Source organism: Rhizobium sp. 01T444 (assembly GCF_056398305.1).
Window position 1 is genome coordinate 1 of sequence record NZ_JBFTPD010000009.1, and the last position, 16821, is coordinate 16821.

Annotated in this window: 18 protein-coding genes and 1 pseudogene; 9 read left to right on the top strand and 10 right to left on the bottom strand. The window is 59.7% G+C overall.

The annotated features are described in order from the left end of the window. The first annotated feature begins 358 nt into the window (after positions 1 to 358). The 6 genes from AC1DTN_RS14515 to AC1DTN_RS14540 all read left to right on the top strand — a co-directional run bounded on the left by AC1DTN_RS14515 (position 359) and on the right by AC1DTN_RS14540 (position 4548). The gene (locus tag AC1DTN_RS14515) at positions 359 to 868 is read left to right on the top strand and encodes a GNAT family N-acetyltransferase (protein WP_439014852.1); all 510 of its coding nucleotides are present in this window, start codon (positions 359 to 361) and stop codon (positions 866 to 868) included. A gap of 77 nt (positions 869 to 945) precedes the next feature. Continuing rightward, on the top strand, positions 946 to 2451 hold the full coding sequence (gene gatB, locus AC1DTN_RS14520; protein WP_439014853.1) for an Asp-tRNA(Asn)/Glu-tRNA(Gln) amidotransferase subunit GatB: 1506 nt from the start codon (positions 946 to 948) through the stop codon (positions 2449 to 2451). Between the two features lie 65 nt (positions 2452 to 2516). Next, on the top strand, positions 2517 to 3023 hold the full coding sequence (locus tag AC1DTN_RS14525) for a GNAT family N-acetyltransferase (RefSeq protein ID WP_439014854.1): 507 nt from the start codon (positions 2517 to 2519) through the stop codon (positions 3021 to 3023). A 1-nt stretch (position 3024) separates the two neighbouring features. Continuing rightward, complete coding sequence (locus tag AC1DTN_RS14530; protein WP_477921513.1) at positions 3025 to 3492, top strand: N-acetyltransferase family protein; 468 nt, start codon at positions 3025 to 3027, stop codon at positions 3490 to 3492. A 102-nt stretch (positions 3493 to 3594) separates the two neighbouring features. Continuing rightward, entirely contained in the window at positions 3595 to 3990 is a 396-nt protein-coding gene (locus AC1DTN_RS14535) for an NADH:ubiquinone oxidoreductase subunit NDUFA12 (protein WP_113322402.1), read from the top strand. 117 nt (positions 3991 to 4107) lie between these two features. Further along, positions 4108 to 4548: a DUF2155 domain-containing protein gene (locus tag AC1DTN_RS14540; protein WP_037106339.1), complete on the top strand. Its 441-nt coding sequence runs from the start codon at positions 4108 to 4110 to the stop codon at positions 4546 to 4548. A 26-nt stretch (positions 4549 to 4574) separates the two neighbouring features. Here the strand turns inward: AC1DTN_RS14540 and aat are convergent, their stop codons facing one another. The 5 genes from aat to AC1DTN_RS14565 form a co-directional block, all read right to left on the bottom strand. Next, positions 4575 to 5192 carry a leucyl/phenylalanyl-tRNA--protein transferase gene (gene aat, locus AC1DTN_RS14545; RefSeq protein ID WP_310383232.1) on the bottom strand — a complete coding sequence of 206 codons (618 nt, stop codon included), beginning with the start codon at positions 5190 to 5192 and terminating at the stop codon, positions 4575 to 4577. A gap of 7 nt (positions 5193 to 5199) precedes the next feature. Further along, positions 5200 to 6552 carry an acetyl-CoA carboxylase biotin carboxylase subunit gene (gene accC, locus AC1DTN_RS14550; protein WP_310383234.1) on the bottom strand — a complete coding sequence of 451 codons (1353 nt, stop codon included), beginning with the start codon at positions 6550 to 6552 and terminating at the stop codon, positions 5200 to 5202. Between the two features lie 10 nt (positions 6553 to 6562). Next, positions 6563 to 7033, bottom strand: coding sequence for an acetyl-CoA carboxylase biotin carboxyl carrier protein (gene accB, locus AC1DTN_RS14555; protein ID WP_439014855.1), 471 nt, complete (start codon positions 7031 to 7033; stop codon positions 6563 to 6565). A 21-nt stretch (positions 7034 to 7054) separates the two neighbouring features. Further along, positions 7055 to 7492 carry a type II 3-dehydroquinate dehydratase gene (aroQ, locus tag AC1DTN_RS14560; protein WP_113322398.1) on the bottom strand — a complete coding sequence of 146 codons (438 nt, stop codon included), beginning with the start codon at positions 7490 to 7492 and terminating at the stop codon, positions 7055 to 7057. Between the two features lie 244 nt (positions 7493 to 7736). Then, positions 7737 to 8495, bottom strand: coding sequence for a DsbA family protein (locus tag AC1DTN_RS14565; RefSeq protein WP_113322397.1), 759 nt, complete (start codon positions 8493 to 8495; stop codon positions 7737 to 7739). Positions 8496 to 8701: 206 nt separating this feature from the next. Here AC1DTN_RS14565 and AC1DTN_RS14570 point away from each other — a divergent pair, with 206 nt between their 5' ends. Beyond that, positions 8702 to 9859, top strand: coding sequence for a pyridoxal phosphate-dependent aminotransferase (locus AC1DTN_RS14570; RefSeq protein ID WP_113322396.1), 1158 nt, complete (start codon positions 8702 to 8704; stop codon positions 9857 to 9859). A 7-nt stretch (positions 9860 to 9866) separates the two neighbouring features. On the opposite strand, the gene AC1DTN_RS14575 is transcribed toward AC1DTN_RS14570, so the two are convergent. Together AC1DTN_RS14575 and AC1DTN_RS14580 are read right to left on the bottom strand one after the other, a co-directional pair. Next, entirely contained in the window at positions 9867 to 10658 is a 792-nt protein-coding gene (locus tag AC1DTN_RS14575; protein WP_113322395.1) for an aldolase, read from the bottom strand. A gap of 22 nt (positions 10659 to 10680) precedes the next feature. Next, positions 10681 to 11382: a haloacid dehalogenase type II gene (locus AC1DTN_RS14580; RefSeq protein WP_477921517.1), complete on the bottom strand. Its 702-nt coding sequence runs from the start codon at positions 11380 to 11382 to the stop codon at positions 10681 to 10683. Between the two features lie 87 nt (positions 11383 to 11469). Here AC1DTN_RS14580 and AC1DTN_RS14585 point away from each other — a divergent pair, with 87 nt between their 5' ends. Next, on the top strand, positions 11470 to 12321 hold the full coding sequence (locus tag AC1DTN_RS14585) for a LysR substrate-binding domain-containing protein (protein ID WP_477921518.1): 852 nt from the start codon (positions 11470 to 11472) through the stop codon (positions 12319 to 12321). A gap of 12 nt (positions 12322 to 12333) precedes the next feature. Here AC1DTN_RS14585 and AC1DTN_RS14590 read toward each other — a convergent pair whose 3' ends face one another. From AC1DTN_RS14590 to phaC, 3 genes and pseudogenes are all read right to left on the bottom strand, one after another. Then, positions 12334 to 12561: a hypothetical protein gene (locus AC1DTN_RS14590; RefSeq protein ID WP_439014857.1), complete on the bottom strand. Its 228-nt coding sequence runs from the start codon at positions 12559 to 12561 to the stop codon at positions 12334 to 12336. 49 nt (positions 12562 to 12610) lie between these two features. Next, a complete protein-coding gene (locus AC1DTN_RS14595) occupies positions 12611 to 13954 on the bottom strand; it encodes a DUF2778 domain-containing protein (protein ID WP_439014858.1) in 1344 nt (447 codons plus the stop codon). A gap of 292 nt (positions 13955 to 14246) precedes the next feature. Further along, positions 14247 to 16101: pseudogene (gene phaC / locus AC1DTN_RS14600) on the bottom strand (class I poly(R)-hydroxyalkanoic acid synthase). A 126-nt stretch (positions 16102 to 16227) separates the two neighbouring features. Here phaC and AC1DTN_RS14605 point away from each other — a divergent pair. After that, positions 16228 to 16650 carry a hypothetical protein gene (locus AC1DTN_RS14605; protein ID WP_113322389.1) on the top strand — a complete coding sequence of 141 codons (423 nt, stop codon included), beginning with the start codon at positions 16228 to 16230 and terminating at the stop codon, positions 16648 to 16650. Positions 16651 to 16821 lie beyond the last annotated feature (171 nt).

Here is a 16821-nt window from a genome sequence, read left to right on the forward strand (position 1 = left end):
GTGCAGGATGCGCTGTTCTGCGCGCGAGATGTCCATTGCTGTTGATCCGGAAACGCGCCTTCAGGAAGGCGCACGAAAACGATCTGGCGTTCGGGTTTAGCCGATACGCCGCGGCTTCGTTTTTAGGGCCCATGCGCGCGAGGCTGTGCTTGCGGGCAGGGCCTTTACCGGGTCTCAGGCAGGTTAGACATAAAACACCTCTGACGGGCTTTTTATCAGCAACCACAATCCGGTCAATCAGCCGCAGCGGAACAAAAAAGCCGCCGATAATATTGCTTTCGCTTCTTCATCTCATTGCAGGGACTGGAAAATTGCCCGACTCAATGGTCTACTACTCTGTAGTAACGCGGAGGTGCCATTGATCCACATTCGCAATGCCCGCGAAGGCGACACGGCGCTCTTGAGCGAAATCGGCTTGCGAGCCTGGCAAAGAGCGATGGCATTGATCGGCGAATCGGACGCCATGACGGATGGAGCCCGCACCGCCTTCCGAACGTTCGTGGATAATAACTGGCTCACCATCACTGTCGTCGAACAGAACGGGCAGGTTGCCGGCTGGGCCGCGCGCGAAGGACTGGACGAGACCATCTCTGACTTCTGGATCGATCCGAGCTTCAATCGTCAGGGCCTCGGCACCGCGCTTCTGGAGCATATCGAGTCTGATATTTTCGAGCAGGGCTTCGAGGAGGCGGCGATGCAGACCCATTCTGGAAATACGGAGGCGATCTCCTTCTTCCAGAAGCACGGCTACACGATCCACTGGCTTTCGGTCGCTTATAATCCGAAGCTCGACCGCGACGTGCCATCAGTCGGTCTCAGCAAGCATCTCGGCCCGCAGGAGCCGGAAGGCTACGGCCCGGGTTTCTAGGCTGCCGAAAGCCTTGCACCGGCAGGCCATTTCCTTTACCTCACCTGTTGAAAAGAACAGCCTTCGAAGAGCATCTCATGACCATTGTCGACGTTCGCACGCCTGATCCGAAACGTTATATCCCCGGCGCCACCGGCGATTGGGAAGTCATCATCGGCTTGGAAGTCCATGCCCAGGTGCTTTCCAATTCCAAGCTTTTCTCCGGCGCTTCGACGGAGTTCGGCAAGCCGCAGAATTCGAACGTCTCGCTCGTCGATGCGGCCATGCCCGGCATGCTGCCCGTCATCAACGAGGAATGCGTCAAGCAGGCGGTGCGCACTGGTCTCGGCCTGAAGGCCGAGATCAACAAGCGTTCGGTCTTCGACCGCAAGAACTATTTCTATCCGGACCTGCCGCAGGGCTATCAGATCTCGCAGTACAAGGACCCGATCGTCGGCGAAGGCAAGATCGTCATCTCGCTCGGCCCGGATCGCCAGGGCCAGTTTGAGGACATCGAGATCGGCATCGAACGCCTGCACCTGGAACAGGACGCCGGCAAGTCGATGCACGACCAGCATCCGACCATGTCCTATGTGGACCTGAACCGTTCCGGCGTTGCGCTGATGGAAATCGTCTCCAAGCCGGATATGCGCACCTCTGACGAGGCCAAGGCCTATATGACGAAGCTGCGCTCCATCGTGCGCTACCTCGGCACCTGCGACGGCAACATGGACGAAGGCTCCATGCGCGCCGACGTCAACGTCTCCGTGCGCCGACCGGGCGAGCCCTTCGGCACGCGTTGCGAAATCAAGAACGTCAACTCCATCCGCTTCATCGGCCAGGCGATCGAATACGAAGCCCGCCGCCAGATCGGTATCCTGGAGGATGGCGGCACCATCGATCAGGAAACCCGTCTCTTCGACCCGAACAAGGGCGAGACGCGGTCCATGCGCACCAAGGAAGATGCGCATGACTATCGCTATTTCCCCGATCCGGATCTGCTGCCGCTCGAATTCGACGACGCCTTTGTCCGTGATCTTGCTCGGTATCTGCCGGAACTGCCCGACGACAAGAAAGAGCGTTTCGTCCGCGAGCTCGGTCTCTCTATCTACGATGCCTCCGTGCTCGTCTCGGAAAAGGCGATCGCCGATTATTTCGAAGCCGTTGCCGAAGGTCGTGACGGCAAGGCCGCCGCCAATTGGGTCATCAACGATCTGCTCGGCGCGCTCAACCGCACCGGCAAGGATATCGAGGAAACGCCGGTTTCCCCGGCTCAGCTCGGCGCCATCATCGACCTCATCAAGGCCGAGACCATCTCCGGCAAGATCGCCAAGGATGTTTTCGAGATCATCCTCAACGAAGGCGGCGATCCCGCCGAGATCGTCGAAAGCCGCGGCCTGAAGCAGGTGACGGATACCGGCGCGATCGAGAAGGCTGTCGATGAGATCATCGCCGCCAATCCGGACCAGGTCGCCAAGGTCAAGGCAAAGCCGACGCTTGCCGGCTGGTTTGTCGGTCAGGTCATGAAGGCGACCGGCGGCAAAGCCAATCCGCAGGCTGTTCAGGCCCTCGTCAAGGCCAAGCTCAGCATCGAGGAAGAATAAGCCAACGGCCTCGGCCAAACAGCGTGGAGCGGTGTTCGGAAGACCGATACCGTGAGGAGAAGGTCTTGGTTTATTTCGTCCGAACGGCTGGCGAGCGCGATCTGGAGAATGTCCGCGCCCTGCTGGTCGAGAGTTTCCATGCGGCCTATGATGCAAGCCATGGCGTTGCGAAGGTCAAAGAACTGATCGCTCATCTCTTTTCGCCGGCTGCGCTGAAGGCGCGGCTGACGAAGAAGAATGCCGAATTCCTCGTTGCCGATGACGGTCGGAATATTGGCGGCATGGGCTATGCGGCCATGTCATCCGAGATGACGAAGACTGTCATGCTGCATCTCCTCTATGTAAAGCCGGATCTGCAGCGCCAGGGCATCGGCCGCGATATCTTCGCGGAGCTTGAGACCTGTTTTCCGGATGCGGAAATCATGCGGCTGGAAGTCGAGGTTCAGAACCACGAAGCCATCTATTTCTACACCCGGCTCGGTTTCGTCGAAGCCGGACGCAATGAGAACAGTGGCCCCGGCCAGTCCGGCGTTCCGACGCTGGTTTTCGAGAAAGCGCTCGAGCTCCACTGATATGGCATCCGGCGACATTATCATCCGCGAAGCACGTGAAGCCGATCTGCCGGCGTTGATTGCCATGTTTGCTGCCGATCAGCTCGGCGGCCATGGGGATACGAGTGATCCGGAGGCCTATCCGGAGTACGCCCGCGCCTTTGCGGGGATCGCTGCGTCTCCCAACCAGACGCTGTATGTTGCCGAACGGGACGCTGACGTCGTCGGCACCTTTCAGACGATGATCACCACCTCGCTCAATGCACGCGGCTCATCCGCCATGATCATTGAGGCGGTGCAGACGCGCTCCGATATGCCCGGGCAGGGCATCGGTGCGCGGATGATCGAATTTGCCATTGCCGAGGCGAAAGGTCGCGGCGTACGGCTCGTCCAACTGACATCGAATGCGGTACGCAAGGATGCCCATCGTTTCTACGAAAGACTGGGCTTCAAGCCATCGCATCTCGGTTTCAAGATGGCTCTGAAATGACCGTAGTTTCGGCGGGAATCACTGGACAATTCGGCTTGGCGGCGGCATAAGCGAAAAAGCCTATCTGCTTTCGTCCGCGTCCTGCGGCCACGAGGAAAAGACATGATCAAGTTCCTGTTGCACACCTTCACCTGGTGGAACAATTACACTTTCGGCACGCTCTTCGCCCTTCGCGGCTTCAAGCGCGTTGGTGAAGACGAGTTGGGCAATGTCTATTACGAAGGCGGTCTTTCCTCCTACGGCCTGCCGAAGCGCTGGGTGATTTACAAGGGTTACGCCGAAGCTTCCGCCATTCCTCCGGGCTGGCACGGCTGGATGCATCACCGCACCGATGTTCCTCCGTCCAAGGAAACCTACGTCGCTAAGGAATGGCAGAAGCCGCACCGCGCCAACCCGACCGGTTCGCCGCAGGCTTACCGTCCGCCGGGCTCGCTCTCGGTTGCCGGCGAACGTCCGCGCGTGACCGGTGACTACGACGCCTGGACGCCGGGCAACTGAGCGTCAAGCATCTGATGGCGGGTTCTGCCCCGCGCTTTGGCCACAATTGACCTTTACCCGCAGGTTGGCCGCAATCGCTGCGGCCATGAACCTGATATGTGCTGGAGACGGGTAGATATGAAGCTTTCCCTGCGAAACACGGTCCTGCCGGCTGCGGGAGCTGTATCGCTATTGGCGCTTTCCGCCGGGCTTCTTTCCAATCAGGCACAGGCTGCCCGCATCGACAATCCGGTCGCCGTCTTCTCCGGCCTCGACAAGATCACCGGCCGTATCACCACTTTCGACGTCTATGTCAACGAAACGGTCCAGTTCGGCGCCCTGCAGGTGACGCCGAAGGCCTGTTATTCGCGCGATCAGTCGGAAGCCCAGAAGATCGATGGTTTCGTCGAAGTCGACGAGATCACGCTCGACCGCAAGATCCGCCGCATCTTCACCGGCTGGATGTTTGCCGACAGCCCCGGCCTCAACGCCGTCGAGCATCCGATCTATGACGTCTGGTTAAAAGACTGCAAGCAGAACTCCGACGTCCCGCCTCCGGACAGCGCCGGCGCGAAATAAGCTTTTTCTGACGGAATAATCGTTCCCTAGAACGCGAGATGCGGCGATTCCATTGCGGCGGCGAGCAGTAGCGCATAGTCCGCCTTAGGCACGTCAATGGCACCGAATGTCTTCAGATGCTCAGTCGTGAATTGCGTGTCGAGCAGGGTGAAATGTTTCTGGCGCAAATGCTCGACTAGATGCACGAGACAGATTTTCGAAGCATCGGTGCGCCGCGAGAACATGCTTTCCCCGAAGAAGGCGGAGCCAAGCGACACGCCGTAGAGCCCGCCGACCAATTCATCACCATCCCAGGCTTCGACGGAATGGGCGTGGCCCATGCGGTGCAGGGCGGAATAGAGTGTCCTGATGGTCTCGTTGATCCAGGTACTTGGGCGGTCGGATGTTTCCTGCGCGCAAGCGGTGATCACGGCATCGAAATCGCTGTTGAAGCGGATGTCGAAGGGCCTCTGCTTGATCGTCTTTCGAAGGCTTTTGGAAACGTGAAAACGATCGCCCAGCGGAAGGACACCGCGGACATCGGGTTCGACCCAGAAAATTTCCGGGTCGTCGGCGGATTCGGCCATGGGAAAGAGGCCGATCGAATAGGCGCGCAGGAGGATTTCCGGGGTAATACCTGGTGACTTCCTGCGCGCTCCTGCCATTCCTGTCCTACGCTGCCGGCTTGCTGTTGGCGAGATACTTTTCCAGCCAATGGATATCATAATCGCCATTGGCGATATCCTGGTTAGAAACGAGATCCTGGAACAGTGGCAGCGTCGTCTTGATTCCGTCAACGACAAATTCATCGAGCGCACGGCGCAGGCGCATCATGCATTCGACGCGTGTCCGGCCATGCACGATCAGCTTGCCGATGAGGCTGTCGTAATAGGGCGGGATCTTGTAGCCCTGATAGGCGCCGGAATCGATGCGCACACCAAGTCCACCCGGTGCATGGAAATGCGTAATCGTGCCGGGCGAGGGCACGAAGGTGCGTGCGTCCTCGGCATTGATGCGGCATTCGATGGCGTGGCCGTGGAAGTGTACTTCATCCTGCGTGACCGAGAGCCCGCCGCCGGAGGCAACGCGGATCTGTTCATGCACGAGGTCGATGCCGGTGATGGCCTCGGTGACCGGATGTTCCACCTGCAGACGGGTGTTCATTTCGATGAAATAGAACTCGCCGTTTTCGTAGAGGAATTCGATCGTGCCGGCGCCGCGATATTTCAGCTTCATCATGGCGTCTGCGCAGATCTGGCCAATCTTCATGCGCTGCTCGACATTGAGGGCAGGCGAGTTGGCTTCTTCCCAGACCTTCTGGTGACGGCGCTGCAGCGAGCAGTCGCGTTCGCCGAGATGGACCGCATTGCCTTCGCCGTCGCCGAACACCTGGATTTCGATGTGGCGCGGCTTTTCGAGATACTTTTCCATGTAGACGGCGTCATTGCCGAAGGCAGCGGCCGCTTCGGTGCGGGCCGTCGACCATGCCTCGATCAGGTCGGCCTCGGTCTTGGCAACCTTCATGCCGCGTCCGCCGCCGCCGGCCGTTGCCTTGATCAGTACCGGATAGCCGATTTCGGCTGCCGTCTTCAGTGCATCCTCTTCGGTCTTCACTTCGCCATCGGAGCCGGGAACGACCGGGATGCCGAGTTCCTGGGCCGTGGTCTTGGCGGTGATCTTGTCGCCCATGATGCGGATATGTTCCGCCGTCGGGCCGATAAAGGTAATGCCGTGCGCTTCGAGAATATCGGCGAACTTGGCATTTTCCGACAGGAAGCCATAACCCGGATGCACGGCGTCAGCGCCGGTGATTTCGCAGGCTGCGACGATCTGATGAATATTGAGATAGCTTTCGCGCGACGGCGGCGGGCCGATGCACACACTCTCATCGGCAAGGCGCACATGCATGGCGTCGGCATCGGCCGTCGAATGCACGGCAACACTTGCAATGCCGAGCTCCTTGCAGGCGCGCAGCACGCGAAGGGCGATCTCGCCACGATTGGCTATGAGGATCTTCGAAATCATTGGCAAAGCCTTATTCGACGACGACGAGCAGCTGGCCGTATTCGACGGGCGAACCGTCTTCGACAAGGATTTCCGTGACCTTGCCGGATTTCGGTGAGGGGATCTGGTTCATCGTCTTCATCGCTTCGATGATGAGGAGCGTCTGGCCTTCCTTGACGGTGGCGCCAACTTCGATGAACGCGCGCGCGCCCGGTGCCGGAGCCATATAGACCGTGCCGACCATTGGTGCGTTCACCGTATTGGCCGGGTTACGGCCGGCTGCTACCGGAGCGGCGGCGGCCGGGACTGCTGCGATCGCTGCAGGCGCCGCATAAGCAGGGCCTGCGATCGGTGCCTGGATGTACTGGGGCGTGCCTGCGCGCGAAACGCGGATACGCAGATCTTCCTGTTCGACTTCGATCTCGGTCAGATCCGTGTCCTTGAGGATGTTGGCGAGATCGCGGATCAGTGCCTGATCGATACCGGATTTCTTTTCAGCCATGAGTGTTGCCCTGTCTTCTTCTTATGCCGTGATGTTCTTCAGCGCGTGCAGCGCCAGGATGTAGCTATGAGGCCCGAAGCCGCAGATCACGCCCTTGCATGCGGGTGCGATCATCGACTTGTGGCGGAATTCTTCCCGCGCGTGCACGTTGGATATGTGGAGCTCGATGACGGGAATGGAAATGGCACGGATCGCATCATGCAGCGCGACCGACGTATGCGTATAGGCGCCTGCATTGATGGCAACGCCGATGGCCTTTTCATCCGCTTCGTGGAACCAGTCCACCAGCGTGCCTTCGTGATTGCTTTGGCGGAAATCGATGTCGAAGCCGAGTTCGCGGCCCGCAGCCTTGCAGTCCGCCTCTATGTCCTTGAGCGTCTTGCCGCCATAGATGCCAGGTTCTCGCTTGCCCAGCATATTCAGGTTGGGCCCGTTCAGGACAAAAATCGTTTGCGTCATCGAATGTTCCGTTTGGCGCACCGGCTCTTGATCCTCTCGGGATCAAGCGACCGCTACGCGGTTCACTGTATTCATCGCGTCCTGTGCCAGCCTATCGGCAGCAAAGGCACGGGAATGCGCGAGCGCCACCTATAGACTCCACGCGGGCTTATTGAAAGCCCTTACAGAATCGGCAAGGGACGTCGCGCCATGTTTGTCCACATGGCTGAAACGCTTCGATTTAGGCGATTTGATGAGCGCGGGTTCAGCAGCTCGTCTTGCCGCAGGCCCGCATGTTCTTCACCTTGGCTTCAAGATCGTCGATGCCGACGGCGCCGGGCACCATTTCGTTGCCGATCACATAGGACGGTGTACCGCTGATGCCGAGATTGGCGGCGAGCTGATAGGTCGCCTGCACGATGTCATCGTTCGGGCTCTTTTTCATCTCCGCGCGAATCTTGTCTTCGCTGACGCCGAGAGAGGAGGCGACCTGGATTGCGGTATCCTCGGAGGCGCGGCCGTCGCTGCCGAGTAGCGCGACGTGGAAATCGCTGTACTTTTCAGGCGCAAGCCGGCGGAAGGCATCTGCCACGCGATGTGCCGCGACCGAATCCGGTCCGAGAATCGGGAACTCCTTCAGCACGAAGCGGACATTCTTGTCCTTCTTCAGGAGCGCCTGCATGTCGGGCAGGGCGTGACGGCAATAGGTGCAGTTATAGTCGAAGAACTCGACGACGGTGACATCGCCCTTCGGGTTGCCGAGTGTCACGTCATTCTTGGAATCGAAGATGCCGTCGGTATTGTTCTCGATGGCCATGGTCGCCTTCACCTGCTGGGCCATCTGCTGCTTTTTCTGCAGCGCATCCTGCACCTCGAGCATGATCTCCGGATTTTCGATCAGATACTGCTTGATGAATTCACCCAGTTCCTTCTTCTGCTGGTCGTCGAATGCAAATGCCTGAGCCGGAAGGGCGATGGAGGCTGCAAGCACCAGCGCGGTGAGCGTTTTGGAGAAGAAGGCCATGGTATCCTCGTCGTCGACTGATGGGTTTTCGAACGAAAAATACCATCGCCGGGTTAATGGGCTTGGATGCGTCCGCATCAAATTACGGCGCGTCGGGCCGCCATCAAACAGGAATTTTCCTCCGATCCAAGCCCTCGCGGGATTGTGATGAGCCGATTATTGCGGCAATTGTCTGGCCTTTATCTGAAGCCAGGCAGGAAGTGATCGTGTTTTCCATATCGAAACGCAGCGAAGTCGAACCATTCCACGCCATGGATGTTCTGGCCGAAGCGACGAAGAGACGGGCAGGCGGTCACCCCGTCATTTCCATGGCTGTCGGCCAGCCCTCGCATCCAGCTCCCCAGGCAGCCCTTGAGGCCGCCCGCACAGCGCTTGCCGAGGGGCGGATCGGCTATACGGATGCGCTCGGCACAGCGCTGCTGAAACATGCGCTCGCCTGGCACTATCGCGATCGCCACGGCCTTGAGATCGATCCCGTCCGCATTGCCATCACAACCGGCTCGTCGGCGGCCTTCAATCTCGCCTTCCTGTCGCTTTTTGATGCCGGCGATGCGGTTGCCATTGCCCGGCCGGGCTATCCTGCCTATCGCAACATCCTCGGTGCCCTCGGCCTCAATGTGGTCGAAGTGCCCGTCACATCAGAAACGCATTTCACGCTGACGCCCGAAAGCCTCGAAGCGATCCAGAAGGAAAAGGGCGTGAAGCTGAAGGGCGTGCTGCTTGCAAGCCCTGCAAATCCGACCGGCACGGTGACCGGCCGCGAAGGCCTGAAGGCGCTTGCCGCCTATTGCGATGCCAATGACATCGCCTTCATCTCCGACGAGATTTATCACGGCCTCACCTTCGCAGGCGAAGAGACGAGCGCGCTGGAGCTGACGGACGAGGCGATCGTCATCAACTCCTTCTCTAAATACTATTGCATGACCGGCTGGCGCATCGGTTGGATGGTGCTGCCTGAGCGGCTGGTGCGCCCGATCGAGCGCGTCGCCCAGAGCCTCTATATTTCGCCGCCGGAGCTTTCGCAGATCGCAGCCACAGCAGCGCTCGGCGCCAGCGAGGAACTGGATCGCGTCAAGGCAAGTTATGCCGCCAATCGCGAACTGCTGCTCGACCGGCTGCCGAAGATCGGCCTTGCACCGGCGTCGCCCATGGATGGCGCCTTCTACGCCTATGTCGACGTATCGCGCTTCACCAATGACAGCATGGATTTCGCGCGCCGCATGTTGGCGGAAATCAACGTCGCCGCCACGCCCGGCCTCGATTTCGATCCGGTGGAAGGACCGCGTACGCTCCGCATGTCCTATGCCGGTTCAGAAGCCGAGATCGCCGAAGCGGTAGAGCGCATCGGCGTATGGCTGAAATAGGCGAGGCCTAGGTCCGATATTCGGGCGCCTGCCGGTCGAGAACGCGCCTGACGCTTTCGAGATGCAGGCGGGCACTTTCCGGATCGCCTTCACGCATCTGCTTTGCCGCCTGTTCAGCAATCTCTTCTGATACCGGCACCAGCCGGCGTCCGGTGCTCATCGCCTTGAGTTGAACCTCTGCGGCGCGCTCCAGATAATAGAGATCGTCCCAGGCTTCGGCGATGTTTGGCGCGCAGACCATGACGCCATGGTTCTTCATGAACAGGATGTCCTTGTCGCCGAGCACGGCTGCGATCCTGTCGCCCTCACGTTCATCGAGCGCCAGTCCACTATAGTTCTCGTCGACGGCGACGCGGCCATAGAACTTCAGTGACGTCTGTCCAGCCCAGATGAAGGGATCGCCCTCGACCATGCTGAGCGCTGTCGCATTCGGCATATGCGTGTGGAAGGCCGCACCGACGCGCGGCGACATCTTGTGCAGGCGGGCATGGATGAAGAAGGCTGTTGCCTCTGGCACGCCGTCGCCGGCAATGACGTTGCCTTCAAAATCGCAGATCAGCAGCGATGAAGCCGTTGCCTCCTGAAAGGCCCAGCCGAGCCTGTTGACGAGAAAGAGATCGGGATGGCCGGGCACGACTGCCGAGAAATGGTTGCAGATGCCTTCCTCAAGCCCGAGCCGCGCCGCCATTCGAAGGCACGCTGCGAGATCGACACGCGCCTGCCAGATCTCGTCGGTATCGAGCGGCAGATTGCGCAATATCGCCGGCTGTCCCTTCGCCAGGTTCAGTTCATGGGCCATGTCTTGTCTCCTATCGCGTCAATTACATCCAGCCGTGTGCGGCAAAAAGACCGGGTACCTTGTCGAGCGTGGGCACGATCTCGTTGGGGCGGTAGTCGCTGAGCGGTTTCCGTCCCGTGCCACGATCAACCCAGATCGCACGAAAACCGAGTTCTCGCGCGGCGGCAAGGTCAAGATGCGGGCTGGCGCAGATATGTACGAGATCATCCATGCCGATGCCGAGCGTTTTCCAGGCGTGCCGGAAGATTTGCGGCGAGGGCTTATAGGCTTCCGCCTGCTCCGCGGTGATCACCCGGTCGACGAAACCGCCGAGCTGCGCGACATTGCCGGCAATGATCGCGTCGTCCGTATTGGAAATAATGGCAAGCCGGAAACCGGCAGCTTTCAGCCTGCCGAGCGTTTCTACCACTTCCGGGAACGGCGGCATCCGGCCGATAGAGGATGTCAGCAGATGGGCATCAGCGGTGTGGAATGGCAGGCCGAACTCCTTCATGGCAAGTTCCAATGCGAGAGCCGTGACTTGGCTGAAGGATCGGTGCGGCTTTTGCTGTTCCAGTTCATGCTCGTAGCGGTCATAGACGGCAATGAAGGCGGCCTGGTCGATATCGCGGCCTTTGGCTGACAGGATCGCGCCCATGGCAGCAAGCAGGCCTTCATCCCATTGAATCAGCGTGCCGTAGCACTCGAAGGTCAGCCAGGTTGGTCGGATTCCGGGAAGGGTCATCTCTCATCTCCATGATTTGCTTCATGTTGACAAAGAACAGCGTCATTGAGAAATTAAATGTGATAATTACGGACAGTGGAAAACCGAATGAGCTTCGCCTTTGACCTCGATCTTCTCCGGACCTTCGCAGCGGTCGTTGATGCCGGCGGCTTCACGCGGGCGGCTGAGCGTGTTCACCTGACCCAGTCCACCGTCAGCCAGCAGATCAAGAAGCTCGAGGCCAATATCGGCCACACCCTGCTTCTGCGCGACAAATCGACGGGTGGTATCCAGACGACGGAGGAGGGCGAAATTCTCTTGAGTTATGCCCGACGTCTGTTGGCGACGGCAGAAGAGGCAATGGACGTCATGCGCAAGCCCGCTGCGCCCAAGACCGTCAGGCTCGGCGTTCCCGAGGATTTTGCCGGTCGCAGGCTCATCGATCTTCTCTCCGGTTTTTCCGCTGCCTCACCGCATATTAGGCTCGACACCGTCAGCGGCTGGAGCGTCGAGCTTCGCCGCCTTCTCGATACGGGTGAAATCGATCTGGCACTGATCAAGCGGGAACCCGGTGATGGTGCCTGTCTGGCGAGTTGGAAGGAGGAACTGATCTGGGTCGAGAGCACGCGCCGGTCGGTGAGGAATGAGCCGGTCCCGCTTGCTGTTTTTCCTGTCGGCTGCATCTACCGTGAACGGGCGATCCGCTTCATCGAGCGCAGCGGATGGCGCTGGCGCATCGCCTATACGAGCCAGGGTTTGATGGGCGTTCAGGCGGCGGTCGCCTCAGGCCTCGGCATCAGCCTGCTGCCGTCGGATGCCGTCCTGCCTGAACATCGCCGGCTTGGAGCAGCAGACGGGTTCGATCCGCAGCCGGCATCCGAACTCGCACTCGTCAGGGGAAAGATGCGCCTCACGGCGGAGAGCCGGTCGCTCGCCGATTTCCTCGCGGCCAATCTTTAGAGCCTTTCTCGGTCAGATCGCAGCATTCTGCCGGAGCAGGTTTTCGTCAGGGCAAAGGCGATGGGCGAAGGGCATACCCCTAGGTACGTCCGAGCCGATCGCCTTTGATCCTGGCGGAAAGATGCCCGGCCCTAGCTGGTTTGCAAGCAAACCACCGGGGTTGGCTGAAACGGGTCGCCTGATCGATCGGCCGGCTTGGCCGTAGATCTGGGCTACGACGCGCGCCGGCCGGTCGACCATCCGACTCCGTTTGAGCCAACAGAATGCTGCAATCTGACCAGGAAAGGCTCTAGGTGCGTGAGGAGAAGAGCGAGGCGAGTGTCGAAGCCGGCTTGTTGTTCATCCGCGGCACCACGACGAGCTGCCGGATGTCTCCACGCTTGTAGGCAGCCAGGAAGCGCTTGTAATCCCTAAAGGAAACGCAGCCGTTGGAGTCGCCGTTCCTGCCGAGCATATAGGTGTGTGCCAGCAGACCGACACGGTTGAAGATCGCGTCCGAACCCTGCACCGGCGTCAGGCGAATGGCCGCCACGCCATGGAACAGGGCTTCGCGCATCGTTAGGTTATAGGTGTGCGGCGGCGTCGGTCCGCGCATTTTCTGATCAATATAACGCGGGTTGTCGCGCATCTTGCCGAGACCGGAATGGGCCTCCAGCCGCTCGCCGTTCGGCAGGTAGACGGTAGCGTTTTCAATGTCGTAGATCGCCACACCAGCGCGCAAGCGCGGCGTAAAGACCGGCTTGTCATAGCGCGGCACCGCATCGTCTTCGTCATCTTCGATCGGCGAGTTCGGCTTGGCATAGGCAAGCACAGGCTCGGCAGTCCGCTGCGAACCCTTGGAGACAGGCGCCGGCTTGCCGACGAGGCCATCGGGCCGCGCCATCGGGAGCGGTACGGAATCCTCATCGGGGGTGAGAACCAGATCGAAAGGCCGCGCACCATCGTCTGCCTCGGCAACCTCCATCTCGGCCGGCTTGTTGGCGGCGAGAGCAGCGGGGATCGCCGGCAGCAGTTCGACGGGAGCGGGCATGACGCGTGGGCCGGCGTCGGCTAGAGCGAGCATAGCCGGCATTTCGGCCGCAGCGACTGCATCCTTCGACGGGATGATGATCCGGTCGGCGCCATCCTCGGCAGGAGTGGCGGCAGCGGTTTGGACGACGGCTGCCACCGCCTTGACAGTGTCTTCCTTGTTGAAGCGCGGATTGTCGGAGACGGCCACCGGCTGAAGTTCCGCGACGGCAACGGGGAGGCGATTGGTCTTGGCGAGCGCGAGCTTTGCGCTCGATGCCGCCGAGGTCTTCTCGGCGTGAGACTGGATAATCTGAGCCGTTAACGGCATGACCGGCTTGGCATTGAATGCTGCAAGCCGCGAAGCCTTATTGACATGGATAAGCCGCTCATGCGTGACGGCAACAGGCGTTGGCCTTGGTGCTGCTGTGACCGGAGCGATCTCCTTCGGTGAGGAGAAGGGCATCGATACGGATTGCATTGTGGCAATCGTGCCGATAAGCCACGTGGAGGTCAAAAGTCCGGCTATTGCGATGCCGGTGAGTAAACCGCGAGATCTGCCTGAATGAACAGCGGATCCGCCAAAAGGGGCGACGTTATTGAACGTCCCTACCGCAAACGCCATACTCTACTCGTCTTCCAAAACGCGCTACGCAGGCCGGCAGCACTGACTTACGGATCTTTGCCGGAGCCGCTAACTGCCCAAAAAGGCCGAATTTTGGCCCATTCGCGACAAGCGACCGTTTCTTAAGGATGACGAACTATGGTTTCCAATTAGTTTACAGGTGCAGGGTTCCGTTTCGATTGTCGCGAAAAGAGACGTAATATCTTAGAAAAAGCTATTTTTCAAAGGTTTGCCGCGATCGGTATGTCACTGCTCGGTGAGGGCGACCAGGCGGCGGGAAATTTTTGTGCTTTCAGCTGCGCGCCATCACATAGCTGCCCGGAGCTTCCTCGATCGCATTGAGTGCTGCTCCACCCACCTTGCGGGCAGCCACGCGCTCGCCGGTTTGCGATTCGATCCACGCGTGCCAGTGCGGCCACCAGGAACCCCTCGTCTCCTTTGCCTTGGCAAGCCATGCATCATAGTCGCCCTTGGCCGGGCCGCCGGTCCAGAACTGATACTTATGCTTGTCCGGCGGATTGACGACGCCGGCAATATGACCGGAGCCTGCAACAACGAACTGCACCTTGCCGCCAAAGAACTGGCTGCCGACGAAGACGGAATTTGCCGGCGCGATGTGATCCTCGCGGGTCGCGAGATTGTAGATGGGTATCTTGATGTCCTTCAGCGACAAGGTCTTGCCGTCGAGGACCATCTCATCCTTGGTCAGCGCATTCCTGAGATAGCAGTTGCGCAGGTAGAAGGCATGATTGGCCGCAGCCATGCGGGTCGAATCGGCATTCCAGAACAGCAGGTCGAAGGGCAGGGGCTCCTGGCCCTTCAGGTAGTTGTTGACGAAATAGGGCCAGATGAGCTCGCTCGCCCTGAGCATGTTGAAGGCTGTCGACATGCGCGAGCCGTCGAGATAGCCGAGCGCCTGCATATGCGCTTCCAGCGCCTGAAGCTGCTCCTCGTCGACAAAGACCTTCAGGTCGCCGGCATGGGTAAAATCGACCTGGGTGGTGAAGAGCGTTGCACTCTTGATGCGCTTGTTCTTTTCCTTGGCGTGCAGGGCAAGGGTTGCGGCAAGCAGCGTGCCGCCGACGCAATAGCCGATGGCGTTGACTTCCTTCTCACCGGTTGCCTTCTCGACCGTTTCCAGTGCGAAATCGACGCCTTCCCTTGCGTAAGCCGTCCAGTCCTTCAGCGCATGGCGGCTATCCGGGTTGACCCAGGAGATGACGAAGACCGTATGTCCCTGGTCCACGCACCACTTGATGAAGGATTTCTGCGGGTTGAGATCGAGGATGTAGAATTTGTTGATCCACGGCGGGCAAATCAGCAGTGGCCGCTTGAGCACGGTTTCCGTCGATGGCTCGTATTGGATGATTTGGCAGATTTCGTTCTGCGCGATCACCTTGCCCGGTGTCAGCGCCATGTCGCGGCCGACGGCGAATTTGGTCATGTCGGTCTGGCGCATGCGGAGTTCGCCGCGACCGGCAATGATATCCTCGGTCAGCATCCTCATGCCGCGCACGAGGTTTTCGCCGCTCGTTGCGATCGTCTCACGGTAGACCTGCGGATTGGTGACCACAAAATTGGTGGGCGAGAGCGCTGCCGTAATCTGCTTCACATAGAAGCCGGCCTTGTGCTTGGTGTGCTCGTCCAGCCCTTCGGTCTCGGCAACCAGCTTTTCGGCCCAGTTGGCGGTCACGAAATAGACCTGCTTTAAAAATTCGAAGAAGGGATTCTTCTGCCAGTCTTCGTCGGCGAAACGCTTATCCACCCGTGCGATCGGTTCCGCTCCCAGCGGGCTGCCCTGCATCCTCTGCACGGAGTTCATCCATATGCCGAAGAACGAGCTCATCAGCTGCGTCTGCGCCTCGAAGGTTCGGCGCGGATCGGAAATCCAGTAGTCCGTCACCTTGGAGAGCGTCTTCACCATATCGGTGACGGGTTCGACGACCGTGTCGGAGATTTCGCCGCGCTCACGCGGGCCGAGCCACGCCGAAGCTGCCCTGCCGAGGTTTTCGAGCGCACGGGCGAAGTTCATCGCCATGGCCTCGGGATCCTTCAGGAGATAGGGATCGAGATCCTTGGCGTCGAAATCCACCTTTGCACCATTCTCCCGCTTGCTGTCGGTCACGCACTTCCTCCGGCGGCAGCATCCACTGTTCATTCGTTGTACATCTGCGGCGATGAAGAAAACAAGTTCCGCGCGCCCGCTCTCATGCTATTGCTTTGTCGCTGCGACGAATTTAACAGTCGAAGCAGGCAGGATTGGATCATCAGGCATGACGACGACAGGCATTGGGCATATCGCGACCTTCACCCGCACCGCAGCAATCTGCGCGGCGGCCGCGGCCATGGCCATTGCGCTTGCCGGATGCAACAAGACCGCTGAGGAGAAGAAGGCTTTTGCCCAGCGCATGGCAGCGCCGACGGCAGTCGTGATGCCGGCCTCCAAGGGCGAACCCGTTGAAGGCGGCCTTACCAAAAGCCCGGACGGCTACCCGTCGTTCGGTGCGCCGCTGACGGCCGCCAATGTGCAGATGAGCGACGAACAGGCGGCCGAGCTTCAGCACCAGCTGACGGCCCTGACCGCCAAGCGGCAGTCGGGCGCAATCTCGGAAGCGGAGTACCAGCGTCGCGTCGCCGAGATGCGCGCGCTTGCCGCCGACCACGGGGCCGCGACGCTCTCCGAAATCACCAAATAAGCCTTGCCTTTAAGGCGATTTGGACGCAAAGCCTTCCGGATGGATCGGAAGACGCAATTTTCCCGATAATGCGCTTCGTGCGCGGCTTCTCCGTCAAAGATTTGCCGCGCAGTTAAGTTGAAGAGGAATACGGCGCTGCGAGTCTGAAGCTCGTATCGCAGATGCCGGGAG